21 protein-coding genes, 2 tRNA genes and 1 riboswitch are annotated in these 24282 nt (G+C 46.7%); of the genes, 22 read left to right on the top strand and 1 reads right to left on the bottom strand.

Annotated features, from left to right (window positions below; translation table 11 throughout):
* The first annotated feature begins 163 nt into the window (after positions 1-163).
* The 11 genes from J6I68_RS03775 (at position 164) to J6I68_RS03725 (ending at position 13690) form a co-directional block, all read left to right on the top strand.
* Positions 164-355 carry a hypothetical protein gene (locus tag J6I68_RS03775; protein ID WP_292217561.1) on the top strand — a complete coding sequence of 64 codons (192 nt, stop codon included), beginning with the start codon at positions 164-166 and terminating at the stop codon, positions 353-355.
* 118 nt (positions 356-473) lie between these two features.
* Positions 474-2213 (top strand): phospho-sugar mutase, encoded by a 1740-nt coding sequence (locus J6I68_RS03770; RefSeq protein WP_292217558.1) that lies wholly within the window; start codon positions 474-476, stop codon positions 2211-2213.
* Positions 2214-2274: 61 nt separating this feature from the next.
* Entirely contained in the window at positions 2275-3876 is a 1602-nt protein-coding gene (locus tag J6I68_RS03765; protein ID WP_292217555.1) for a glycosyltransferase family 2 protein, read from the top strand.
* Between the two features lie 276 nt (positions 3877-4152).
* Entirely contained in the window at positions 4153-5226 is a 1074-nt protein-coding gene (locus tag J6I68_RS03760) for a glycosyltransferase family 2 protein (protein ID WP_292217554.1), read from the top strand.
* A gap of 92 nt (positions 5227-5318) precedes the next feature.
* On the top strand, positions 5319-6725 hold the full coding sequence (locus tag J6I68_RS03755) for an undecaprenyl-phosphate glucose phosphotransferase (RefSeq protein WP_292217552.1): 1407 nt from the start codon (positions 5319-5321) through the stop codon (positions 6723-6725).
* A 95-nt stretch (positions 6726-6820) separates the two neighbouring features.
* Positions 6821-8227, top strand: coding sequence for an LCP family protein (locus J6I68_RS03750; protein ID WP_292217550.1), 1407 nt, complete (start codon positions 6821-6823; stop codon positions 8225-8227).
* Positions 8228-8320: 93 nt separating this feature from the next.
* Positions 8321-9262 carry a glycosyltransferase family 2 protein gene (locus J6I68_RS03745; RefSeq protein ID WP_292217548.1) on the top strand — a complete coding sequence of 314 codons (942 nt, stop codon included), beginning with the start codon at positions 8321-8323 and terminating at the stop codon, positions 9260-9262.
* Positions 9253-9906 carry a GTP pyrophosphokinase gene (locus J6I68_RS03740; protein WP_292217545.1) on the top strand — a complete coding sequence of 218 codons (654 nt, stop codon included), beginning with the start codon at positions 9253-9255 and terminating at the stop codon, positions 9904-9906. Before J6I68_RS03745 ends, J6I68_RS03740 begins: the two co-directional genes overlap by 10 nt.
* 314 nt (positions 9907-10220) lie before the next feature.
* Complete coding sequence (locus tag J6I68_RS03735; RefSeq protein WP_292217542.1) at positions 10221-10718, top strand: hypothetical protein; 498 nt, start codon at positions 10221-10223, stop codon at positions 10716-10718.
* A gap of 2 nt (positions 10719-10720) precedes the next feature.
* Positions 10721-12316, top strand: a complete 1596-nt coding sequence (locus J6I68_RS03730; protein WP_292217540.1) for a M23 family metallopeptidase — start codon at positions 10721-10723, stop codon at positions 12314-12316.
* An 84-nt stretch (positions 12317-12400) separates the two neighbouring features.
* Complete coding sequence (locus J6I68_RS03725) at positions 12401-13690, top strand: UDP-N-acetylglucosamine 1-carboxyvinyltransferase (RefSeq protein ID WP_292217537.1); 1290 nt, start codon at positions 12401-12403, stop codon at positions 13688-13690.
* Between the two features lie 119 nt (positions 13691-13809).
* Here the strand turns inward: J6I68_RS03725 and J6I68_RS03720 are convergent, their stop codons facing one another.
* A complete protein-coding gene (locus J6I68_RS03720; protein ID WP_292217535.1) occupies positions 13810-14895 on the bottom strand; it encodes an HD-GYP domain-containing protein in 1086 nt (361 codons plus the stop codon).
* A gap of 109 nt (positions 14896-15004) precedes the next feature.
* Positions 15005-15128: riboswitch (FMN riboswitch) on the top strand.
* 182 nt (positions 15129-15310) lie between these two features.
* On the opposite strand from J6I68_RS03720, the gene J6I68_RS03715 reads away from it, so the two are divergent.
* From J6I68_RS03715 to J6I68_RS03665, 11 genes are all read left to right on the top strand, one after another.
* Entirely contained in the window at positions 15311-16090 is a 780-nt protein-coding gene (locus tag J6I68_RS03715; protein ID WP_292217532.1) for an ECF transporter S component, read from the top strand.
* Positions 16091-16375: 285 nt separating this feature from the next.
* On the top strand, positions 16376-16813 hold the full coding sequence (tsaE, locus tag J6I68_RS03710) for a tRNA (adenosine(37)-N6)-threonylcarbamoyltransferase complex ATPase subunit type 1 TsaE (RefSeq protein ID WP_292217530.1): 438 nt from the start codon (positions 16376-16378) through the stop codon (positions 16811-16813).
* A 21-nt stretch (positions 16814-16834) separates the two neighbouring features.
* A complete protein-coding gene (gene tsaB / locus J6I68_RS03705; protein ID WP_292217528.1) occupies positions 16835-18088 on the top strand; it encodes a tRNA (adenosine(37)-N6)-threonylcarbamoyltransferase complex dimerization subunit type 1 TsaB in 1254 nt (417 codons plus the stop codon).
* The gene (locus J6I68_RS03700; RefSeq protein ID WP_292217526.1) at positions 18085-19005 is read left to right on the top strand and encodes a ribonuclease Z; all 921 of its coding nucleotides are present in this window, start codon (positions 18085-18087) and stop codon (positions 19003-19005) included. Before tsaB ends, J6I68_RS03700 begins: the two co-directional genes overlap by 4 nt.
* Before the next feature lie 54 nt (positions 19006-19059).
* The gene (locus tag J6I68_RS03695) at positions 19060-19635 is read left to right on the top strand and encodes a DUF6715 family protein (protein ID WP_292217523.1); all 576 of its coding nucleotides are present in this window, start codon (positions 19060-19062) and stop codon (positions 19633-19635) included.
* Positions 19628-20524, top strand: coding sequence for a ChbG/HpnK family deacetylase (locus J6I68_RS03690; protein WP_292217521.1), 897 nt, complete (start codon positions 19628-19630; stop codon positions 20522-20524). The genes J6I68_RS03695 and J6I68_RS03690 overlap by 8 nt, the downstream gene beginning before the upstream one ends.
* Before the next feature lie 6 nt (positions 20525-20530).
* Positions 20531-21712, top strand: a complete 1182-nt coding sequence (tsaD, locus tag J6I68_RS03685) for a tRNA (adenosine(37)-N6)-threonylcarbamoyltransferase complex transferase subunit TsaD (RefSeq protein ID WP_292217518.1) — start codon at positions 20531-20533, stop codon at positions 21710-21712.
* A 54-nt stretch (positions 21713-21766) separates the two neighbouring features.
* Positions 21767-22474: a 2-C-methyl-D-erythritol 4-phosphate cytidylyltransferase gene (ispD, locus tag J6I68_RS03680; RefSeq protein WP_292217516.1), complete on the top strand. Its 708-nt coding sequence runs from the start codon at positions 21767-21769 to the stop codon at positions 22472-22474.
* Positions 22475-22525: 51 nt separating this feature from the next.
* Positions 22526-23587: a glycosyltransferase family 4 protein gene (locus J6I68_RS03675; RefSeq protein WP_292217513.1), complete on the top strand. Its 1062-nt coding sequence runs from the start codon at positions 22526-22528 to the stop codon at positions 23585-23587.
* A 150-nt stretch (positions 23588-23737) separates the two neighbouring features.
* Positions 23738-23823, top strand: a tRNA-Ser gene (locus J6I68_RS03670).
* 55 nt (positions 23824-23878) lie between these two features.
* Positions 23879-23967 (top strand) — tRNA-Ser (locus J6I68_RS03665).
* Positions 23968-24282: the final 315 nt, after the last annotated feature.

Here is a 24282-nt window from a genome sequence, read left to right as displayed (position 1 = left end):
CCATGAGCATTGGTTCCTTTTTTTTAGTCTGTTTGGCGATAGACATTATACCAAAAAGGGAGGTCAATGCTCTTTTTATTTAAACCTCCCGAAAATAAAGGATTTAGTAACAAAAAAGGGGTGTCAGATTTGACACTACCTTCGCTTTGGTGAGGGTACGGATATGTACGACGCATCCCACCTTAACTACTACGGCAGCTGCAAGTTTTCTGATTATCTGGGAAAAGACCTTTTGGAGCGCTATGGGAGAGATGTTATCCCTGATCACAGAGGCGATGAGGCTTATCTTAGCTGGGATAGGAATGTCCAGATCATCAGGCAGACTGTTTCTGACCACGACTGGGAGTGGAGATAACAAGGGCTATAGATATTTCTTTTGCCCATAGTGCCACAGGTACGTTAATTATGGTATACTGTAAACGTCCGAGAAACCGTTTTCGGGCGTTTACTTGCGTTTAATAGGAGGAATGAGCATGAGTGAAGCTACAAAGCAGTTTGAGTATTGGTTAAACGACGACTATTTCGACCAGGAGACGAAGGACGAGCTTCTTGCCATCAGGAACAATGAGGCAGAGGTTGAGGATCGTTTCTATAGAGAGCTTGAGTTCGGTACAGGCGGACTTCGCGGCGTTATCGGCGCTGGAACCAACAGGATGAACAAGTACACAGTTCGTAAGGCTACACAGGGCCTTGCCAACTACATCAAGAAAAATGGCGGACCAGACGCAGCAAAGATGGGCGTTGCCATTTCCTATGACTGTAGAAAGTTTTCACCAGAGTTTGCGGATGAAACAGCTCTTTGCCTTGCAGCAAACGGCATCAAGGCTTATGTTTCAGACATCCTTCGCCCTACACCAGAGCTTTCTTTTGCTCTCAGGGAATTTGGATGTATCGCAGGCGTTATGGTTACTGCATCTCACAACCCTCCAGAATATAACGGCTACAAGGTTTACTGGCAGGACGGTGCCCAGGTTACACCACCTCACGACACCGGCATTATCAGCGAAGTTGTAGCGATCACCGACTATCATGAAGTTAAGACCATGTCAAAAGAAGACGCCATCGCCGCTGGGCTCTATGTGAGCTTTGGAGAGGAGATCGACGACAAGTACATGGTAGAGCTTAAGAAGCAGATCATCCACAAGGATGTTATCGATGAGATGGCTGAGAAGTTCACCATCGTTTACACACCTTTCCACGGAACAGGTAATCTTCCAGTAAGGCGTGTCCTTAAAGAGCTTGGCTTCAAGAACGTGTTCGTTGTTCCTGAGCAGGAAGAGCCAGATCCAGAGTTCACAACTCTTGATTATCCTAACCCTGAGGATCCTAAGGCCTTTGAGCTTGCTCTTAAACTGGCAAAAGAAAAGGATGCAGACATCGTACTTGCAACCGACCCTGATGCTGACAGACTTGGAATCTATGCAAAGGATCTTAAGACCGGCGAATATGTACCATTTACAGGTAACATGTCCGGAATGCTGATCGGCGAGTACATCTTAAGAGAGCGCAAGGCTACAGGCACAATGCCAGAGAGACCTGCTTTCGTTACAACTATCGTTACAACAAACATGGCCAAGGCTGTTGCTGAAGCTTATGGTCTTCACTATATCGAAGTTCTCACTGGATTTAAGTACATCGGTGAGCAGATCAAGCTCTTCGAGGAGAACGGCCAGTCCTACAACTACGTATTTGGTCTTGAGGAGTCCTACGGATGTCTTGCAGGAACCCACGCAAGAGACAAGGACGCTGTTGTCGCAGTTATGATGCTCTGCGAGCTTGCTGCTTTCTATAAGAAGCAGGGCAAGAGCGTTTGGGATGCAATGATCGACATCTACGAGAAGTACGGCTACTACAAGGAAGGCCAGTACTCCATCACCATGAAGGGTAAAGAGGGCGCTGAGCAGATCGCAGCTCTTATGGACAGACTTCGCAGCAACCCTCCTAAGGAAGTTGGCGCTTGGAAGGTAGAGGAGTTCAGGGATTACAAGACAGGTAAGACCGTGAACATGGCTACAGGTGCTGAGGGAACTACAGGACTTCCTGTATCAAACGTTCTGTACTTTGCCCTGGATAACGATGCATGGTGCTGCGCAAGACCTTCAGGAACTGAGCCTAAGATCAAGTTCTACATGGGTGTTAAGGGAAAAGATCTTGCTGACGCAGCGAAATTACAGGATGAGCTTACAGCGGCTGTTAAGGCTATAGTGGGCTAAGAAAACCTGGCTCCAGGTAGCGGAGCGAGAGCGTAACTTCCTTGTATAAGGCGGAAATTTTATGAGCATAATGAATGCGGTTTCTAAAACAATTGCATACGCAAGGCGCAATGGTTATAGGGCCGCATTTTTTGCTGCCCTTGAGAGGTTGCAGCTTACGCGCAGGGACAAGTATACCTTTGTGCCACTTTCAGAGGCAGTTTTAAAAGAGCAGAGACAGGAGTACAAGCTCCTTACAGAATCGGGGTGCCTGCTGCATTTCAGCATAGTGGTGCCTCTTTTTAATACCCCGGAAAAGTACCTGCGGGAGATGATTGAGTCTGTTGTGGCTCAGACCTACGGCAACTGGGAGCTGGTGCTGTGCGACGCTTCACCAGAGGATGGCGGTGCTGGGGCTGCAGGGGCAGCAGGGGTGTCTGCTGACAGTGCTGAAGCCGCAGGGGCGTCTGTTGTAGGCAGGATCGTTTCTGAGTACGCCAAGGCGGATCCAAGGATCAAGTATATAAGGCTTGAGAAAAACGGCGGTATTTCTGAGAACACCAACCCTGGCATTGAAAAGGCTACAGGGGACTACATAGGTCTTTTAGACCACGACGACGTGCTGACCCCTGATGCACTTTATGAGATGAGCCGAGTTATCCGAAAGAGCATGCAGTCAAATAAACTTGTGAAGTTCAAGGATTGTCCGCTGCGGCTCATTTACTCTGATGAAGATAAGTTTGATGATGTTAAGGGCAGGTACTATGAGTGCCACAAGAAGCCATCTTTTAACATGGATTATCTCTTTTCCAATAATTATATCTGCCACTTTACCGTTATGAGGGCAGATGTGATAAAGAGGCTAAGGCTCCGCAGTGAATATGACGGCGCCCAGGACTATGATCTGTTCCTTCGCGCCTGCGCTGAGGCTTGCCTTACTATGCCCCTTGCCGGCAGCCAGATCGCACACATCGACAAGGTGCTGTACCACTGGAGATGCCACCAGGGCTCTACTGCAGCCAATCCTGCCAGCAAGTCCTACGCCTACGAGGCTGGCCGCAAGGCCCTTCAGGACCTGGCTGATAAATACGGGATCAAGGCAAGGGCAGAGCATCTTAAACATGTGGGATTCTACAGGCTGGAGTATGAAGAATTTTGCTTATCGAAATCAGATGATAGCTCAAGTATTTCAGATACAGATGGTTGCATGAATGTCTCTGGCGAGGAAATCGCTGGGGAAGCAGGAATAGAGACGTTTTTTAGATCCCGCCCTGACGTGGGCTGTGTCGGTGGTAAGATCCTGGATAAGAAGAACAGAATCTGCGGCGGAATGTATCGGAAGGATGGAAGCCTCGTATATGCTGGCCTTCCGGAAGGATTTAGCGGCGGCTTGCAACACAGGGCAGTACTGCAGCAGGACGCCTATGCAGTAGATATAAGGTGTATCGTAGTAAGAAGCGACCTTGTGCAAGTTTATGAGGACGTTACCGGAATAAAATATGTAGAAGGTTTACGTGGAAACCATACTGATGCAGCAAAAGATAGCTCAGTTGGAGCTAATATTGAACTATTGAAGTTGTCTCAAGAAGAAGCGGTCCGTTTATCACTGGAATTTGCTGCAGAAGTGCATAAGCGCGGCCTTCGCGTAATGTGGGATCCACAGATGGTGTCACAAAATATTTAACGTGGTATCTTGAATTTTAGTCATTTCCTATAATTGGTGAATATTTTGGATCTTTTATATGCCTTTAGCCAGACTTGCATATTTAATAAAGGCTTTGAGACATATAAACATGGCAATAATGACCAGATTTATATGTCTTTCTACAAAAAAGGCCATAGAGAAATATGAGCTAGTGGGAAAAAGGCATATAAAACAGTTTGTGAATGGTGGAATTATATGAAACATGATGTTTTCTATGAGTAATAAAAATCTGATAGAGATATAGAGGGCGTTAATATGCCAAGAGTAACAGTTATAATACCCAACTACAACGGGAAAAAGTATATCGATGACTGCCTGAGATCGCTTAAAAAGCAGACCTTCTGGGATTTTGACGTTATTGTGGTTGATAATGGTTCAACGGACGGCAGCATGGAATTTGTGAGAGACAAGTGGTGCGCAGAGAATCCGGAAGTCGGCAGTATTGCTGGCACGGCGGGCAATTCAGCAGGCAGCGCTGCAGATAAGTCAGTCAATGGGGGCGTTGGTACGAACTTGTCACATTTCAAGGTTGAGCTCATTGCCCTGCCTGAGAACACAGGCTTTGCCAATGCAGTAAACGTGGGCATTGAAGCTACCACCAGTGAGTATGTATTTCTTTTAAACAACGATGCATTCTGCGATGAGGCAGCAATCGAGAGGCTTGTTCATGTAATGGACAAGAAAAAGAAACTTTTCTCAGCCCAGGCCAAGATGCTCCAGACAAAAGAGCCCCATAACATCGATGACTGCGGTGATCTGTACTGCGCTCTGGGATGGGCATTTACTCCGGGTAAGGATGCGGACAATAGGAAGTTTAACCGCCGAGAATCCATAACCAGTGCCTGCGCAGGAGCAGCTATATATAGAAGAGAGTCTTTCGACGAAGTAGGTCTTTTCGACAAGGAACACTTCTGCTACCTTGAGGATGTGGACCTGGGCTACAGAGCCCGCCTCAAAGGCTATGCCAACGTTATGGAACCAACAGCAATTGTTTATCACGCAGGCAGTGCCACCAGCGGCTCCCGCTACAACGCATTCAAGGTTGAACTCACCGCAGCCAACAACTTATTTCTTATATACAAGAATATGCCAGGCCTGCAGATCTTCATAAATTTGCCGCTGATCATCATTGGCATCCTGGTGAAGCACGCTTTCTACACGAAACACGGCCTTGGCAGAGCCCACCTGAAGGGCCTACGTAACGGCTTTAAGAAGATTGCCCAGTTCCCAGACCACAGAGTAAAGTTCAGGGGCCGCGAAATTATTTCCGCCTTCCGCCTTCAAATCGAACTCTGGGCCAACTGTGCAAGAAGATTTTTTTCTGTATAAACACTATATTTGCCCATATAGAAAATATAGTATACAATATTTATGGTATTGGGACTATCGAAGGGATAGCCTATATATTTAAGGGTAACATTGTGATAAAGGATAATCAGGTACATCTGAATAGGGCACACGTCATAGTGGACGGGCTAATTGTAGCTGGTTCTTATGCGTTGTCTTATTATCTTAAATTTGAATCTATATTTGCTGATAAAGTGCCAGTTGGACGTCTTTCTATGGAGGTCTATTTTTCGGCACTATATTTTTTGGTGCCTGCATATCTTTTCCTGTACTACATGGTCCAGCTCTACACCTCAAGAAGGGCGCTGCGCCTTTGGAATGAATTTGTAGACATAGTCCAGGCCAATGTCATGGGCGTAATTGGGTTCCTGGTTGTTTTGTATTTGATACACCAGTCCAACTTCTCCCGAAAGATGATATTCATCTTTTTCATAACGAATATTACCCTGACCACTATTGCTCACTGGCTGCTGCGTAAGTTCCTGCGCTTTATCAGGAAAAAGGGCTACAACATTAAGCACATTTTGCTGGTGGGATATTCAAGGGCTGCAGAGGCTTATATTTCAAGGATCCTTGAAAACCCTCAGTGGGGCTATGAGATTGCAGGAGTTTTGGACGACTTTGTTCCAATCGATACCAAGTACCACGGCGTCAAGGTTATTGGCAAGATCAGTGAGCTGGGTACCTACCTTGCAAATAATAATTACGACGAGATAACGATAACACTTCCACTGGATGATTATGACAGGCTGGAGGTGCTGGTTGCAGAGTGCGAAAAGTCCGGTGTCCACACCAAGTTCATTCCGGACTATTCATCTCTTTTTCCAAGTAATCCATACACAGAGGATGTTCAGGGACTTCCTGTTATCAATATCAGGTACGTGCCCCTTACCAATTCAATGAACAAGATTGCCAAGAGGATCGTGGATATAGTTGGATCTCTTTTTGCCATCATCCTGTTCTCGCCTATCATGCTTGTGGCGGCTATTGCCATCAAGGCTACCAGTGAGGGACCTGTCATCTACAAGCAGGAGCGCATTGGCCTTAATGGTGTTCCTTTCAATATGTACAAGTTCAGGACCATGAAGCTTCAGAGCGAGGCTGAGGAAAAGAAAGGCTGGACCACCAAGGGGGATCCGAGAGTTACCAAGGTTGGAGGTTTCCTTCGCAGGACCAGTATCGACGAGATGCCGCAGTTCTTCAATATTTTCATAGGGCAGATGAGCCTTGTGGGGCCGAGACCTGAGAGACCTCAGTTTGTTGAGAAGTTTAAAGAACAGATTCCGAGGTATATGGTCAAGCACCAGGTTCGTCCGGGACTTACCGGATGGGCGCAGATCAATGGATATCGTGGGGATACATCCATCAGAAAGCGCATAGATTATGATATTTACTACATCGAGAACTGGAGCATGATCTTTGACTTTAAGATAATGCTTGGAACCATCAGGCATGGCTTCATTAATAAGAATGCGTATTGAATAATGTACAAATTTGTGGCAATATATATTGGTGCAATTTTTACATTTACGTAAAATTAAGTAAAGTTTGTTGGGAGTAAGAGGAGGAATTTATCATGTCAAATAGAGACGACGAGTACTACGAGAGGGATGAAAGACGATCACCCCGCAGACGAGATGATAGATACGACGACAGATATGATGACAGATATGACGAGAGATATGAGGACGACTACGACGACAGAGAGGTAAGACGTCCTGCAAGAAGAGATGGCGCAAGAAGTGCATCTGGTGCATCTCACAGCGCATCCAGAAGCAGTGCCAGCCACAGCTCTTCAAGAAATGCTGCAGGTCACAGCTCATCAAGGAGCAGCCAAGGCTCAAGAAGCTCAGGAAGCCGCAGCGCTTCATCAAGAAGCTCACAAGGTCGTTCATCCCGCGGTGGCAATGGCCACGGAGGAAACGGCGGCAAGAAAAAGAGCAGCACCAAGGCTATAGTTTTACTGGTTGCTGAGGTACTTGTAGCCTGCATCCTTGTTTATGTAGCTTACACTCTTTTCTTCAAGGTAGATGTTACCAAGGTTGGTAAGGTTAACCTCAACGAGGAGGAGATCACCAAGTCCATCAGCGAGACAGTTGCCAACAACCAGGAGATGTCAGGTTATACCAACATCGCACTTTTCGGTGTTGATGCCCGTGACGAGCAGCTCACCAAGAACACAAGATCAGATACGATCATGATCGCATCTATCAACAACGCAACAGGTGATATCAAGCTCTGCTCAGTATATCGTGATACCTACCTTAACCTTTCTAATGACACTTACACCAAGTGTAACGCAGCATACGCTCAGGGTGGTCCTCTTCAGGCTATCTCAATGCTGAACATGAACCTTGATATGGATATCCAGGACTTCGTTACAATTGGTTTCAGAGGACTTACAGACGTAGTTGATGCTCTTGGCGGCGTTACAATAGATGTTACTGATGCTGAGATCTCTCACCTTAACAACTACCAGGCTACAATGGCACAGGAGCTCAAGCTCAACTACACTCCTGTTACAAGCGCTGGTGTACAGACTCTGAACGGTCTTCAGGCTACAGCTTACTGCCGTATCAGATACACAGCAGGTGATGATTTCAAGCGTGCTGAGAGACAGAGAACAGTTCTTATGGCCTGCATGGAGAAAGCACAGGGCATGAGCTACTCACAGCTTGAGACAGTTGCTAACAAGGCTTTCGGAGAGACATACACATCCTTCGACCTTGACGAGATCCTTGCTCTTCTTAAGAACATCACTAACTACAAGATTGTAGACAACAACGGCTTCCCATACGAGGAGATGCGTGCAACAGGCACTATGGGTAAGGCTGGTAGCTGCGTACTTCCTAAGGACCTTCAGAGCAACGTTAAGTGGCTCCACCAGTTCCTGTTTGATGATTCTTCTTACGAGGTTTCACCTGACGTTCAGAAGTATTCTGAGAAGATCGCTGCAGACGTTAGCAAGTACATTGGAGGCTGATCATAGCTCTTTTGCCATGGTCACCATAATATAAAGGTTTTCTATCAGGGCTGGGCTTTGTTGAGCCTGGCCCTGTTTTACAAAGGTAACAAAATGAGTACAGTAGATGTCATTATTCCGACCTACAAACCGGATATATCTCTTTTCCGCCTGATCGATGATCTGGAGAGGCAGGCACTTGCTCCATCCAGCATTATCATCATGAATACCGAGGAGCGCTTCTACCAGGAGCTCCTTGATAAGTCTTCGGAGAATCCTCAGGACAAGTACGACAACATAATAGTAAGGCACGTGGAGAAAAGAGATTTCGACCACGGAAACACTAGAAACCAGGGCGTAAGCCTATCTAAAGCGGATTTCTTTTTAATGATGACCCAGGATGCTTTTCCAAGGGACAAGATGCTGATAACGAGTCTCGCCAAGGCTCTTGAGGACCCGCAGGTTGCTGCAGCCTATGGCCGCCAGTATCCAAAGACAGACTGCAACCTGGCTGAGAGGTACGCAAGAAAATTCAACTATCCAAATGAGCCCATGAGGAAGACCCAGGGCGATGTTGACAGGCTCGGGATCAAGACCTACTTCTGCTCCAATGTGTGTGCCATGTACAGGCGCGACGTCTTTGACAAGCTTGGAGGCTTCACCAAAAAGACCATCTTTAACGAGGACATGGTGTACGCAGGGACTGCCTGCCAGAAGGGATACGCCATCTGCTATGTTCCGGAGGCTGGTGTTATCCACTCCCACAATTACACTTACATGCAGCAGTTTCACAGAAACTTTGACCTTGGTGTTTCACAGACTGAGCACCCTGAGATCTTTGGCTTACTTAAGTCTGAGACTGAAGGTAAGAAGATGGTAAAAGAGACCATTGAGCACTTCAGGCGCATCGGAAAGGGGTATCTTATTCCAGATTATGTGATCATGTGTGGCTTCAGGTTTCTTGGTTACAAGCTTGGAAGAAACTATAAAAAGCTTCCTAAGGGGCTGGTTAAGACCTTTTCTTCCAATAAGGAGTATTTTACAAAATGGAAATAGATTTAGCGGGATTTGATATTAAGATATCCGACGACATTAACACCTGGGAGGAAGTTAATCTCCTTTATAACTCTGCCCTCAAGCAGATCCAGACCAAGATCGAGATCCTTAACGAGGAGTTTCAGGAGGTTCACAGATATAACCCCATCGAGCACGTTAAGGCAAGAGTCAAGGCTCCTGAGAGCATAGTAAAAAAGCTTAAGAGAAACGGCTATGAGTCCACCATCGAGAACATGGTGCGCTACGTCAATGACATAGCTGGTATTCGTATCATATGCTCTTTTACATCGGATATTTACAGGATCGCTGAGATGATCAGCAACCAGAAGGACATTCAGGTTCTGACAGTTAAGGATTACATCATGAATCCTAAGGCCAGCGGCTATCGCAGCTATCACATGATAGTGTCTTTGCCTGTGTATCTGTCAGACCGCATCGTTAATGTTAAGGTGGAAATTCAGATAAGGACTGTTGCCATGGATTTCTGGGCTTCTCTTGAGCACAAGATCCAGTACAAGTTTGAGGGTAAGGCTCCGCAGCATATCAATACAGAGCTCCTCGAGTGTGCCACCATGGTTTCAAACCTGGATGAGAAGATGCTGCAGCTCAATGATGAGATTTTGGCGGTGGAAGCTGAAAAATGAGGCTACAGCGCGAAGCGCTCCGATAAAGATCCCCATTAATGAGGAGTGGGTAGGCACATCGCTGCACCTACCCTATTATGAAAAAATCTATCTTTCTAATTAGCTAGCCATATTGCCTGCGGCTATGGTATTAATATACAAGGCAATTATGAACAAACTATGAACGACCAGTGAACAAATAGTGAAAGTGTCCAATAAAAGCCTTTGAAGCAATATAAACTTGTCTAATTTGCATAATAAATGATAAGCTAGACTAGATGTAAAATATGGCGAAGAGCTCTTTTGCCCATCGCCAATGTTGTGGAGGAATTACCATGGAAAACTTTATGGACAAATTAGCTGAGAAGATTGGCACCCGTGATATTATAAAGGCCAATGCCCAGGCAGAAGCCATGGAAGCTGAGAGGACCAGGCAGGAAGCTGAGCAGTACAAGATCCAGCTTGAACAGCTTAAGGCCGGGGAAACAGAACATAAGAAAGCCATCGACGATATGGGCAAGACTCTTGAGGAGTTAACTAAGAGGATGGATGACTCCGATACAAAGGTCCATGACGTTGGCGTTCAGGTATACAGAAATGTTCAGGTCATTGTTGAAAAGGGCCAGGACAAGGAATTTGAGGAGCTTGAGAGCCTCAAAAAGAAACTGGAAAAAAACGAAGAGGAATTCAAGGAGCTTTCAAACAAGCTTGAGTCAATTTTGGTTGGCGTCGACACTGGAAGCAGCGGCGTTAAGCCTCTTCTTGTTATTACTATGCTCATTGCAGCAGCTGATCTTGTGATCAATATTCTTAGGATTTTAGGTATTATTTGATAATGAATTTAGCTCGTACAGTTTTTAGAAGAAAGATCAAGATATGGTTTCTTCACTCTGCACTTATCGTCATCACAGCCTGGATACTGTTTATGCCAAGCTTTGTGAAGTACGAAAAGGGTGGGGACAATATCTTTTCCGTTAAACTTAATAACCAGGTGGTTGGAACAGCCGGAACTAAAGAGGAAGCATATAAGGCCTTAAGGGAAGCAAGGCGTTCAATTTCAAGGGGCAATGACGAACTGGTCTTGTCCCGCGCTGACCTTTCCGTTGAGGGAAACAACGTTCTCTTTGGAGAGATTGACTCCGTATCCCGCATGGCCAGCAACATGGCAGCGGTTTTGAAGAACAGCGAAAAGAGTACTCTAAACCGCGCATATTCCATCAAGATCAACGAGTTTTCCATCAATCTTGGAAGTACTGCTGATGTTATGGAGCTTTTATCCACAGCTCTTTATAACTATGACACTCAGCGCCTTTATAACGTTGATCTGGTCCTTGATACTGAGAGAGAGGTTAACGTGCTGACTCCTCAGGTCCAGAGCAAGGAAGAGGTGAAAAAAGAGGAAGAAAAGGCTGAGAGCAGCACCAGCATGCCTCAGGCAGGCTTTGTTGCCGAGCTTACTCAGATCGTCAATGACGCTAAGCCAATTGCCTACGACCGTGACTTTTCCGACTATGATCTTGGTCTTCAGACCATGAACTTTGCAGACAAGGTGGAGATTGTCGAGTGCTATCTTCCAGACAGCGAGATCTCAGACCTTTCTACAGCTATTGACGATGTGACCAAGGATAAAGAAACAAACCAGATCTACGAGGTACAGTCAGGAGATACACTGGGACTTATTGCCCAGAAGTTTGACCTTACTGTGGATGACCTGGTTGCCATGAATGAGTCACTTGAAAATGAAAACACCACCATAAGAGTACAGGATAACCTGATCGTTACGGTTCCAGAGCCTGAGCTTTCTGTGGTTTATCAGGTACAGGAGTACTACGAAGAGGACTACGAGGCAGAGGTGCAGTATGTGCCAAATGATTCCTGGTACACCACCCAGACCAAGGTCATCCAGGAGCCATCAGCAGGACACCGCAAGGTTGTAGCTCTTGTTACCTATACAGATAACAGCGAGGACAGCAGGGAAATCGTCAAGGAAGAGATCACCTACATGGCTGTTCCTAAGATCGTTGAGAGAGGAACCATTGTTCCACCTACATATATCAAGCCTATTTCCGGCGGAAGACTTACTTCCGGATTTGGAAAAAGAAATCGTCCCACCAAGGGAGCCAGCACCTACCATAAGGGTGTTGACTGGTCTACACCAGTTGGAACCTCGGTTGTGGCATCTTCTTCCGGAACTGTAACAAGAGCCGGATGGGGAAGCGGATACGGATACTGTGTATACATTAGGCATCCGGACGGCAGAGAGACCAGGTATGGACATCTGTCCAAGGTACTTGTTCGTGTCGGACAGTCTGTATCCCAGGGACAGAGGATTGCTCTTTCAGGAAATACCGGTGTGTCCACAGGACCTCACCTTCATTTTGAAATCCTTATAAACGGATCTCAGGTAAATCCGCTTAATTACTTGAACTAACAAGGGTTTGAGGTAACGGTTTTACAAATATCTTTTCTTGTGGTATAACATATACTTGTTCAAGAATGCAAAAGAGAGATTTATATGGAAAAATATATAATAAAAGGCGGAAATCCGCTTGTAGGCGAGGTTGAGATAGGCGGAGCCAAAAATGCTGCCCTTGCAATTTTAGCCGCAGCCACAATGACGGATGAGACTGTCGTTATCGACAACATGCCAGACGCTTCAGATACCAATGCAATGCTTCAGGCTATCGAGAGCATAGGCGCTCATGTTGAGAGAACAGGCAGACATTCTGTTAAGATCAACGCTTCACAGATCCGCAGTTATACAATTGAAAATGATTATATCAAGAAGATCAGAGCAGGATACTATCTGCTGGGAGCACTTCTTGGCAAGTATAAGAGCGCAGGTGTTGCCCTTCCTGGAGGATGCCACATTGGTCTTCGTCCTATCGATCAGCACATCAAGGGCTTTACTGCACTTGGTGCCAAGGTTTCTATTCAGGGCATCATCTATGCAGAGGCTGAGCACCTTGTAGGAAGCCATATCTACCTGGACGTTGTCAGTGTAGGAGCTACCATCAATATCATGATGGCTGCTGCAATGGCAGAGGGCAAGACTATCATCGAGAACGCAGCTAAAGAGCCCCACGTGGTTGATATTGCCAACTTCCTTAACAGTATGGGAGCCAACATCAAGGGCGCAGGTACTGATGTTATCCGTATCAGAGGCGTTGAGAAGCTCCACGGAACTGAGTACACCATCATCCCTGACCAGATCGAGGCTGGCACATTTATGCTGGCTGCAGCTGCAACAATGGGTGATGTTACAGTTAAAAATGTTATCCCTAAGCACCTTGAGTCCATAAGTGCCAAGCTTGTGGAGATGGGCTGCCAGATCCATGAGTCTGACGACGAGGTCAGAGTTGTAGCAACCAAGAGACTTCAGAATACCCACGTTAAGACCCTGCCATATCCTGGATATCCAACAGATATGCAGCCACAGATCACAGTGGCCCTTGGTCTTGCCAGTGGTATCAGTATTGTAACAGAGAGTATTTTCGAGAGCAGATTTAAATATGTGGATGAGCTCACCAGAATGGGAGCCAACATCAAGGTAGAAGGCAGCACCGCCATCATCGAAGGCGTTGAGCGCTACACAGGAGCCACAGTTTCAGCCCCTGACCTCAGAGCAGGCGCAGCACTTGTAATTGCAGCTCTCACCGCAGAGGGCTATTCTACCGTAGAAGACATCAAGTACATCCTCCGAGGCTACGAGGACTTCGACGTTAAGCTCCGCGAGCTTGGCGCCCAGATCGAAATGGTGGATGACGACAAAGACATACAAAAGTTCAAATTAAAACACGCCTGAGCGATGCTCAAGCGTGTTTTTTCGATTGACACAGTGACGGTTCTGCTGACAAGACACGGGGACGGTTCTACTGTCTCATTGTGTGCAATGAGACAGTAGAACCGTCCCCGTGTCTTGTCTTAGATGATCTCCTGGATGTAGACTCCAGGGCACTTGCTAAGATCTATGTAGTCGTTGTCCACCTTGATGGTGGGTTTACTTAGGGCGTTACTGTTTATGAAGATGATCTCGCCAACTTCGCCGGTGTTAAGGCGGACAGTGTTGCGAAGATAGGTGTTTACGATGTTGTGAAGGAAAGCCAGGATCATTTCGGGATCGTAGCGCTGGAAGCCCTCGTCCTCAAACATGGATATTGCAATGAATGGACATAAGGGGCCGCGGTAATATCTGGCACTTGTCATGGCGTCGTATACGTCTGCGATGGCTACGGCCTTGGCAAATTTATCGATCTGAGGACCTCTGAGCTTGAGAGGATATCCTGTTCCGTCGCATCTTTCGTGGTGCATGAGAGCCGCATTTTTAACGTGGGAGCTTATGTTCAGTTCCCTCATGGCGTCATAGCCCTTCTGGGGATGAGTTTTTATAACTGCATACTCCTCATCGTTAAGAGGACCTGGCTTGGTTATGATGGCTCCGGGAATCAGGAGCTTACCTATGTCGTGGAAAAGACCTGCCTGAGTGGCAAGCTCTATCTCAGAAGGATCCCATCTGAGCCACTGGGCAAGTATATTGGTAATGAGAGCCACGTTGATACAGTGAGTGTAGGTGGCATCATCATAAAGTCTTAGGTTATGGAGCATGTCAAAGATACCGGCCGTAGTTCTTCCATGACCGAGAAGCGAATAGATAGGGGTCATCATATCATCGATATCAAGATCCTTGTTACCATGGATGATGTCCTGGATGGTGTGCTCATATCTGCTGGCACAGGCTTCAAAGTCTGCCTTGAACTCCTTGAAATCTTCAGACTGCCTAAGACGCTCAGAATAAGTAAGCCCTGTGTCGACAGGACTACTGCTTGCGGCGCTCTCCACAGGTGTATCCTCGATGAGAACATCGATGACTGAGTAAAAAGCGAGTCTTGCGATATCTTTTTCGTTAAGAACACAGCCCTTGTCTAAAAGGCGCAGGTTGGAATCTGCGGAAAAGACATCGTTAGCCAGTTTCATGCCTGGCAGGAGTTTTTTCGTAAGCACCCTCTTCATGTAAGCAACCCCTCATAGTTACTGATATTTCAATTATAAATATACATAAAATAGATGTCAAACTATACTTGACACAGAGCCTGTCTGGTTATAACATGATTGCATAAAATAAATTCTTCGGGGCAGGGTTAGATTCCCAACCGGCGGTAGAGTCCGCGACCCGCTTTATTCAAGGCGGCTGATCTGGTGAGATTCCAGAACCGACAGTATAGTCTGGATGAGAGAAGGAGTGCAGAGCAGCAGGTGAGGTTTTTTCGAGCCGCTGCGAGCCTGTCATTTTCACTTAACGAGGTTCTTTCGAGTTTAGTGAAGAATGACTACATTGTGAGCCCCAAGTCTTTGACTTGAGGTTTTTTTATGCATTTTTTGCGCAAACTACTTATCACATTTTTCCCCCGATGGGAAAGAAGGAGACATGAACAATCTACAAAAGACACTAGAAACAATCGCAAGCAGTACCTACCACTTTGTGGCCCTTATCCTGCTCATAGTCATTGCATTTATCATTGGCTATGTGGCTGAGGCAATCGCCAGAAAGAAAGAGATCAGAGAAACTGGAACATCAGAGCCTATGTTCAGCACTAGAAAGATCGCCATCATCGGCGTATTTTCAGCAATCGCATTTGTACTTATGCTGTTTGAGTTTCCACTTCCATTTGCACCATCATTTTACAAGTTTGACTTTAGCGACATGCCAGCCCTTATCGGTGGTTTCGCAGCAGGCCCAATGGTTGGCGTTATGATCGAGTTCATCAAGGTGACTCTGAACATCCTTATCCAGGGACCTACACCAGGTTTTGTAGGCGAGATTGCTAACTTCGTTGTTGGCGCAGCCTTCATCATTCCTGCAACAGTCATCTACAGATTTAAAAAGAGCAGAAAGTCAGCTCTTATCAGCTGCCTGGTAGGAACGACCTGCATCATGATCGTTGGATCAACATTAAATGCATTCTTCCTGCTTCCTGCATACGCAATAGCATACGGCGTTGACATCGATTTCTTCGTTGCAGCTGGAGCAGAGATCAATCCAGCTATCAGCAATATATTCACCTTCTGCGCACTTGCAGTTGCACCATTTAATCTCCTTAAGGGAGTGGCAGACAGCGCACTTACATTCCTTGTTTACAAGCAGCTCAGCCCAATCCTTAAGGGCGGCGTAAGCAGCGTCCGCAAGGCAGCAGTATCAGAGCAGTGATATTCTTATGAAGTTTGCCTGATTGGGTGAAAAACTTAATATGAAAAAAGAGGTACCATAAAGATCGCAAGAAACCGATAATTCATATCGGTAATAGCGTAAATTATGGTACCTCTTTTTGTTACAGGGGCAAATTCTTCCAATATTTGCCCAAATTACTTTAATTCTCTGGTACCTGTTTTATGAAACCACGAGATTTCACCCATACCTTCAACAAATCTTTTAGAGAAGACACAGTTGTGGTAAGATGATTATGGCGTTATATGCGCAGAACAAGGAGTTTCTATGGAAATCGTAACAAAGCATGAGACAAACTCTAGAGAAGAGACCTTTGAGATTGGGCGTCGTATCGGCGAAAGCGCAGCTCCCGGATCAGTCTTTACCCTGATAGGAGACCTGGGCGTTGGCAAGACAGTGCTGACACAGGGCGTGGCGGCGGGACTTGGTATCACTGGCCCGGTCAGCAGCCCCACATTTACCATACTTCAAGTCTACGATGAAGGCCGCATCCCCTTCTACCACTTTGATGTCTACAGGATCGGAGACATCTCAGAGATGGACGAGATCGGCTATGAGGACTACTTTTTTGGAAATGGCATCTGCATCATCGAGTGGGCCAACCTCATTGAAGAGCTGCTCCCAGAGCACTACACAGAGATCGTCATAGAAAAGAACCTTGAAAAAGGCTTTGATTACAGGCTCATCACCATGACCAAGCACTAATATACATTTTAAGGACAAACCATGAAGATTCTTGCACTAGATACTTCGGGCCTTGTGGGAAGCGTTGCAGTTTTAGACGCTGGAACCCTTACAGCCCAGTTTTCAATTCAATATAAGACCACACATTCTGAGATCCTTATGCCCATGCTAAGGGACATTGCGGACAAGATCCACCTTGATATGAAGAGCGTGGATGCCATAGCAGTGGCAGCTGGTCCCGGCTCTTTTACTGGGCTTCGCATTGGCAGCGCAACGGCTAAGGGCCTGGCTCTTGCCATAGACTGCCCTATAATCCCTGTGCCCACAGTGGACGGCCTTGCATACAACCTTTACGGCAACGAGAAGATCATCTGCCCCATGATGGATGCAAGGCGCAGCCAGGTTTACACCGGCATTTACACCTTTGTGCCTGCGGCCACTGAGGAAAAGAACTATGAACAGGCCTTTGTTATGCGCACTATCCACGAGCAGTTCGCCACTTCTGTTGAAGATATCGCAGAGCGCCTTAACGAGATTGGAAAACCTGTGATCCTGCTTGGAGACGGCATTCCTGTTTATCACGACAAGCTTGAGAGCCTTCTTACTGTGCCATTTACCGTGGCGCCGGCTCACCTTGGACGTCAGAGCGCTGCGTCAGTTGCTGCCCTGGCTGAGGTCCTTGCCCGTGACGGTAAACAGATTCCTTCAGATGATTTCGCTCCAGATTACCTGCGTCTGTCCCAGGCAGAGCGTGAGGCCAAGGAAAAAGAAAATGCTTCTGAGGGCGATACAGCACCAACAAGCAAGCAGGCAAAAGCCCAGAAGGCCATGTCCCGCAGCACTCCAGGCAGGATCCGCGTCCGCCAGATGACTGCTGAGGACATCGACGATGCATACAGCCTTGAGCAGGTGAATCTTGGAAAAGAAGCCTGGACCAAAAAGCAGCTCCTTGATGCCATGACAAGGGACGACACAGTTTACCTTGTGGCTGAGATGGCTGGAAGGATCGTGGGACTTTGCGGACTTCAGAACATATCCGGGGATGGAGAGATCACCAATGTATCTGTGTCCGGGGATGTAAGGCGCCAGGGCTGCGGCTACAAGATGCTGAGGCAGCTAATAGAGCGGGGCTACGGAATTGGTGTACAGGATTACACTTTGGAAGTCAGAGCTTCAAATGCTCCTGCCATAGCTCTTTATGAGAAGCTTGGCTTTAAGAGCGAGGGCACAAGGCCTGGATTTTACGATGATCCGGGGGACGATGCCATAATTTACTGGAAAAGGAAAGATTCATGATAGATGTATGTTTGCTGGGAACAGGCGGAATGATGCCCCTTCCCAATAGATTTCTCACTTCGCTTTACGTGAGATACAACGGCAAGTGCATCCTCATCGACTGCGGTGAGGCCACACAGATTGCCATGAAAAAGAAAGGTTTAAGCGCCAAGCCCATCGACGTTATCTGCTTTACCCACTACCACGCAGATCATATCTCGGGACTTCCCGGAATGCTGCTTACCATGGGAAATGCAGAGCGCACAGAGCCGCTTCTCATGGTGGGCCCCAAGGGGCTTGAGAGGGTTGTTAACTCGCTACGTGTTATCGCTCCGGAGCTTCCTTTTGAGATCTTGTATAAAGAACTTACGGAAGACGAGATGTCTTTTGACATAGAGGGCATGCCCTTCTTCACGGTAACAGCCTTCAAGGTCAACCACAACATAACCTGCTACGGCTATACCATGAGCCTTAAGCGCCAGGGGAAGTTTGATGTGGAGGCTGCAACGGCAGCAGGAATCGACCGGCGCTTCTGGAACAGCCTGCAAAAGGGCGAAACTGTAACTGCTGATGATGGCAGGATCCTGACGCCCGACATGGTCCTTGGAGCAGAGAGAAAGGGCATCAAGCTCACCTACTGCACCGACACAAGACCCACAGACAGCATCGTAAGGAATGCAGCAGATTCAGATTTATTTATCTGCGAGGGTATGTACGGCGAAAAGGACAAGCAGCAGAAAGCCAGAGAGAACAAGCACATGACCTTCTACGAGGCTGCCCGCCTTGCAAGGGATGCAGGGGTAAAAGAGATGTGGCTTACCCACTACAGCCCATCCCTGGTGAACCCCAAGGAGTTCATGCCAGAGACCAAGAGCATTTTTGCAAACACCATAGCTGCCAAAGACGGCAGAAATGTGGAACTTAGATTTGAAGACTAAACAGTTTTTCTTATAAATGAATCTTCGCCAAAGGCGGAGAAGAAAAGAGGGGATATGAAAAACGGGGCAGTTATAAAAGCAATAGTGATGACGGTCCTTGCGGCCATTGTAGTACTGGGACTTTACATGGTATTTACTCGCAGCAAGAAGGTAGGTCCTGAGGAATCCTACGACATGTCAGTGGTCGATGAGATCACTACAACAGATCTTGAAAAGAACTATCCAGCCAGCGCCAGAAAGGTCGTTGACCTCTACGCCAAGACCATGCAGGTTCTTTACAAGGAGCAGTATTCTGACAAACAGGAAGATACCATGATAGCAGTGATACAGGGGCTTATGGATGAGGAGCTCCTTGCTGGAAACAGCTCTTTTGTCCAATCAATAAAAAATGAGGTAAAGGAAAGAAGAGAAGGGGATTACTCAATCTCCGCCTACGTGGTCCAGTCCAAGGAACCAAAAGAGGTATCGGTGAACGGCCGAAAGATGTGCAACGTGGACTGCCTTATTAACCTCAGGTACGCTTCAAATGGCACAACCGCCAACTATTATCAGTTCATAATGAGAAGAGAGAAAGAAACCGGCAACTGGAAAATCCTGGGCTGGGTAATAAAGGACGAAAACGATGATTGAATATCATGCAGACGATTACGGGCTTTTTCCGGCCCAGAGCAGACACATTGCTGACTGTTACTATAACGGAGCGCTGAATGGCATCAGCATCATGCCAAACAGCCCATATTTAAAAGAATGTATGGAGGCCATCGCAGACATCAGAAAGAATCTGGCTGTGACGGTGCACCTTAATTTTGTTGAGGGAAAGCCCTTAACTGGAGACAAGGCAGGACGCCTTACGGATAAGGATGGGAATTTTAATATCGGGTTTGGAAAGCTCCTTCTGGTGGGCTTTGTTCCTGTGCTAAGAAGGGTCTATTACAAGGCCATAAGGCGCGAGGTTGAGGCTCAGCTCCTTGCCTGCGAGCCTTACATGAACGACGGAAAATTCAGGATCGACGGCCATGTGCACTATCACATGCTGCCTCTGATCTTCGATGCAGTGATGGATGTTGTTAAGAAAAATAATCTTCAGGTTTCCTATATCCGCTTTCCAAGGGAAGAGCTTGACGTGTACAGGCGCGCCTCTGGTAAGCTCAAAGGCCTTAAACCCATCAATTTCGTGAAGGTATGTGTTTTGAATGCCCTTGCTTCAAGGAACGAGCGCAAGTACAGAGATGCACTTGTATCGCTGAATGTAGAGCGCAAGCTCTTTATGGGAGTCATGCTCTCAGGCCACATGTTTTACGACAATGTAAAAGAGTGCCTTCCTTACGCTGCAGATATCATGGCGGACAGGGGACTTTCAGATATGGAGATATTATTCCATCCTGGAGATGTGTCTGACAACGAGGAGATACTTGAGGTTACAAGCAAGGACGACTACGATTTCCTTGTGGACAATAAGGCAAACCGCGAAAAAGAGGCAGAGGCCTTGAGAAAGTTTGGCGGCGGACTTAGAAGGTGAATTTAAATGCAGATAGATAAGAATGTTGAAAATGATGGCGTGATCTTCATGTCAATTAAAGGTGATGATAAGGGCGATGGTACTGAAACTGGCGCTTCTAAGGCAGTAGTTTCTGACAGTGCTTCGGCTTCTGCTGGCGGCAGCGGTGATGTGACGATCCTTGCCATTGAGAGCTCCTGTGATGAGACGGCAGCAGCTGTTGTGAGAAACGGCCGCGAAGTTCTTTCCAATATCATCTCATCCCAGATCGCGCTCCACACCATATACGGCGGTGTTGTTCCTGAAATTGCCTCAAGAAAGCATGTTGAAAAGATAAACGGATGTATCAGGGCGGCTCTTTCAGAAGCAGGAGTTACCCTTGAGGATATTGATGTTGTGGCAGTGACCTACGGCCCCGGGCTTGTTGGCGCTCTTTTGGTCGGAGTGTCTGCGGCCAAGGCTATTTCTTTTGCCCAGAATAAGCCACTTATTGGCGTCCATCACATTGAAGGACACATCAGCGCCAACTTTATCGAGAACAAGGACCTTGAGCCGCCATTTGTGTGCCTTGTGGTATCTGGCGGTCATTCGCATCTTGTGGTTGTTAAGGACTACGGTGAGTACGAGATCATCGGCCAGACCAGGGACGATGCGGCAGGAGAAGCCTTTGACAAGGTGGCAAGAGCCATTGGCCTTGGATATCCTGGAGGCCCCAAGATCGATGCTGCGGCAAAAGAGGGCAATCCCGAAGCCTTCACATTCCCCCAGGCCAAGATTTCTGATGCGGAGTACGACTTTTCTTTTTCCGGACTTAAGTCCGCAGTTCTGAATATCATCAACCAGGCCAAGATGCAGGGGGAAGAGCTGAACCAGGCTGACGTTGCAGCTTCCTTTCAGAAGGCTGTGGTTGAGGTTTTGGTTGGCCACGCAATTAAGGCTTGCAAGGAGTACGGCTATGACAAGCTGGCCATTGCAGGAGGCGTTGCGTCCAACACCGCCCTTAGGACTCTCATGGAAAAAGAGTGCGCGGCAAACGGAATTAAGTTCTACAGGCCATCGCCCGTTCTTTGCACTGACAATGCAGCAATGATCGGCGCTGCAGCTTACTATGAATACAAAAAAGGTGTGCGGTTCGACCTTGACATGAACGCTGTGCCCAATCTCCCTCTTGGAGACCGCGAGCGCAGGTTCCACGCAGGAAAGGTGTGAACTTGTTTTGACGACCCTGGCTTAACATGAGTCCACAAATATGGAGGCATATAAATGAAGACAGTTGCGGTAGTTTTGGCTGCCGGCTCAGGCAGCAGGATGAATTCAGATGTTAAAAAGCAGTACATGGAGATTGGCGGAAAGCCTCTTATTTACTACTCTTTAAAGGCTTTTGAGGAGAGCATCATCGACGACATAGTTCTCGTTGTCTCCAGAGGCGATATTGATTTTGTGAAAAAAGAGATCGTAGAAAAGTACGGTTTTGATAAGGTTACTGCTGTTGTTGAAGGGGGACTTGCAAGGTATCACAGTGTACGCCTGGGACTTCAGGCTGCAGATCCAAACTGTGACTACGCCTTTATCCACGACGGAGCAAGGCCTTTTGTGAATCGTGACATCATCATGAGAGCTCTTTCCGCTGTTAAGGAATACAAGGCCTGCGTAGTTGGCATGCCAAGTAAGGACACCATCAAGATCGCAGACGAAAAGGGCTTTGCAGCTCAGACTCCTGACAGAAATCTCATGTGGACTATCCAGACTCCCCAGTGCTTTTCTTATAAGATGATCCTGGAGCTGTACCAGCGCCTTGACCGCGAGGAGGGCGACCTTATGGCAAAGGGCGTCAATATCACAGACGACGCCATGGTGGTTGAATACTACACAGACACCAAGGTCAAGCTCATCGAAGGCTCCTACGACAACATCAAGATCACAACGCCTGAAGACATTGCGGTTGCAGAGGCTATTCTTACCCGTAAGTGATGCGGTGGCGAAAAATAAAAGCGAGGATGGGGCTCTTTTCCCCAAAAATATATGAGTGATAAGATCAAGGTCCTGATGATAGGCCCGGACAGAGGGGTTCACGGCGGAATTTCTGCGTTGGTGAACAGCTACTATGCGGTGGGGCTGCAGGACAGGGTTGAACTTAAGTACATAAGCACCATGAAAGAGGGAAGCAAGCTTAAAAAGCTGATGATAGCTGGGCTTGCTTTCGCAGACTTTATGCGCGTTTTGGACAGATACGATATAGTTCACGTTAACTGCTCTTCAGATTCAAGTTTCATGCGCAAGTCTCTCTTTATTAAGTATGCAAAGCGCCATGGAAAGAAGGTCCTTTTGCACCAGCACGGCGGAGATTTCGTAAACTACTACAATAATGAGCTTAACGAAAAGAAAAAGCGCTACGTCAGGGATATTCTCGATATGGCGGATGAGATGCTGGTACTTACCGACAAGTGGAGAGAGTTCTTTGGCGCTCTTACTGATAAGAGTAAGATCCACGTGCTGCCTAATGGAGTGGTGACAGCTGGTATTGATCAGGCGAAGGCAGGCGTTGGGGATGCGAATAAGATTCTTTTCCTTGGAAGGATCTGCAAGGATAAGGGAGTAAAAGAACTTATTGACGCCACTATAGAGCTTCACAAGGAGAATGATAAGGTAATGCTTTATTTGGGCGGGATCTTTGAAGAGCCTGACTTTATCAAGGATGTGGAAGAAAACAGTACCTTTATAAAGCATATTGGATGGGTGTCTGGATTTGAGAAAAACAGGTACCTTGATGAGTGTGGGATCATGGCGCTTCCCTCTTATTTTGAGGGGTTTGGTCTTTCTGTTGTTGAGGGAATGCTGCATGGATGCTGTGTTGTGGCAAGTGATGTGGGTGGTATTCCTGATATTGTTGATGATGAGACTGATGGACTTTTGGTGCCGCCAAAGGATGCTGCGGCTCTGAAAAATGCCATTGAAAGAGTAATGAAAGATAAAAATCTTGCCGATAAATTATCTGGTAACGGCAAAAAGAAGGCTTTAGAAAAGTATTCTATAGAAAAGATAGTATCCCAGCTTTTAAGCCATTATCGCGAGATCCTTAGGTGAAATTTTGGAAATTACATGCACGGTAAAATAATTAATTAAAAAAGTTAAAAAACGTGCTTGACATGAGGCTCGCGCTTTGTTAATATAAATCTTGCGCTGCGCGAGATGCAGTTGCACAGAAAACTTATTTACATAGCGATAAGTTAACTCGGAGCGATATCGAAGCGGTCATAACGAGGCGGTCTTGAAAACCGTTTGGCGGCAACGCCACAAGGGTTCGAATCCCTTTCGCTCCGCTTAATTATGAACACGCTGTTATAACAACATACTTATTTAGTAGTCAACTATTTTGCAGAAGTACTCAAGTGGTTGAAGAGACACCCCTGGAAAGGGTGCAGGTCGTTAATAGCGGCGCGAGGGTTCAAATCCCTCCTTCTGCGTTGCCTTACGCAATCAGTAAGGATCATAATTACAGTACCTTGACAAATAAACAGTAATGCAACCCTGAAAAATTCCAAAAAGCAATGAGCGGGGCGAAATCAAAATAAGCAGGTCGTGCAAGCTTGCTTGCTAAGAACTGATTATTTTAGATTTCATTTTGCGAATGCAAAAGATTGGGAAAAGCGAAGCTTTTCGCAATACCAGCTCATGCGAAGAGAATTATTCAGAATTAACAAACCAAAGTAATAACGGACAGAACAAAAGCCAAGCTTTAGTTCTGAACAGAATCAAACTTTTAAACGTGAGAGTTCGAT

Source organism: Butyrivibrio sp. (genome assembly GCF_017940685.1).
Lineage (GTDB): Bacteria > Bacillota > Clostridia > Lachnospirales > Lachnospiraceae > Butyrivibrio.
Note: the sequence above shows the minus strand (reverse complement) of the source record. Positions and strands in the feature narration are given on the sequence as shown.

What these genes read in the sequence shown, in the direction of transcription:
- J6I68_RS03775 (WP_292217561.1), top strand. Translation starts at nt 164, where the DNA reads ATGTACGACGCATCCCACCTTAACTACTACGGCAGCTGCAAGTTTTCT.
- J6I68_RS03770 (WP_292217558.1), top strand. Translation starts at nt 474, where the DNA reads ATGAGTGAAGCTACAAAGCAGTTTGAGTATTGGTTAAACGACGACTAT.
- J6I68_RS03765 (WP_292217555.1), top strand. Translation starts at nt 2,275, where the DNA reads ATGAGCATAATGAATGCGGTTTCTAAAACAATTGCATACGCAAGGCGC.
- J6I68_RS03760 (WP_292217554.1), top strand. Translation starts at nt 4,153, where the DNA reads ATGCCAAGAGTAACAGTTATAATACCCAACTACAACGGGAAAAAGTAT.
- J6I68_RS03750 (WP_292217550.1), top strand. Translation starts at nt 6,821, where the DNA reads ATGTCAAATAGAGACGACGAGTACTACGAGAGGGATGAAAGACGATCA.
- J6I68_RS03745 (WP_292217548.1), top strand. Translation starts at nt 8,321, where the DNA reads ATGAGTACAGTAGATGTCATTATTCCGACCTACAAACCGGATATATCT.
- J6I68_RS03740 (WP_292217545.1), top strand. Translation starts at nt 9,253, where the DNA reads ATGGAAATAGATTTAGCGGGATTTGATATTAAGATATCCGACGACATT.
- J6I68_RS03735 (WP_292217542.1), top strand. Translation starts at nt 10,221, where the DNA reads ATGGAAAACTTTATGGACAAATTAGCTGAGAAGATTGGCACCCGTGAT.
- J6I68_RS03730 (WP_292217540.1), top strand. Translation starts at nt 10,721, where the DNA reads ATGAATTTAGCTCGTACAGTTTTTAGAAGAAAGATCAAGATATGGTTT.
- J6I68_RS03725 (WP_292217537.1), top strand. Translation starts at nt 12,401, where the DNA reads ATGGAAAAATATATAATAAAAGGCGGAAATCCGCTTGTAGGCGAGGTT.
- J6I68_RS03720 (WP_292217535.1), bottom strand. Translation starts at nt 14,895, where the DNA reads ATGAAGAGGGTGCTTACGAAAAAACTCCTGCCAGGCATGAAACTGGCT.
- J6I68_RS03715 (WP_292217532.1), top strand. Translation starts at nt 15,311, where the DNA reads ATGAACAATCTACAAAAGACACTAGAAACAATCGCAAGCAGTACCTAC.
- tsaE (WP_292217530.1), top strand. Translation starts at nt 16,376, where the DNA reads ATGGAAATCGTAACAAAGCATGAGACAAACTCTAGAGAAGAGACCTTT.
- tsaB (WP_292217528.1), top strand. Translation starts at nt 16,835, where the DNA reads ATGAAGATTCTTGCACTAGATACTTCGGGCCTTGTGGGAAGCGTTGCA.
- J6I68_RS03700 (WP_292217526.1), top strand. Translation starts at nt 18,085, where the DNA reads ATGATAGATGTATGTTTGCTGGGAACAGGCGGAATGATGCCCCTTCCC.
- J6I68_RS03695 (WP_292217523.1), top strand. Translation starts at nt 19,060, where the DNA reads ATGAAAAACGGGGCAGTTATAAAAGCAATAGTGATGACGGTCCTTGCG.
- J6I68_RS03690 (WP_292217521.1), top strand. Translation starts at nt 19,628, where the DNA reads ATGATTGAATATCATGCAGACGATTACGGGCTTTTTCCGGCCCAGAGC.
- tsaD (WP_292217518.1), top strand. Translation starts at nt 20,531, where the DNA reads ATGCAGATAGATAAGAATGTTGAAAATGATGGCGTGATCTTCATGTCA.
- ispD (WP_292217516.1), top strand. Translation starts at nt 21,767, where the DNA reads ATGAAGACAGTTGCGGTAGTTTTGGCTGCCGGCTCAGGCAGCAGGATG.
- J6I68_RS03675 (WP_292217513.1), top strand. Translation starts at nt 22,526, where the DNA reads ATGAGTGATAAGATCAAGGTCCTGATGATAGGCCCGGACAGAGGGGTT.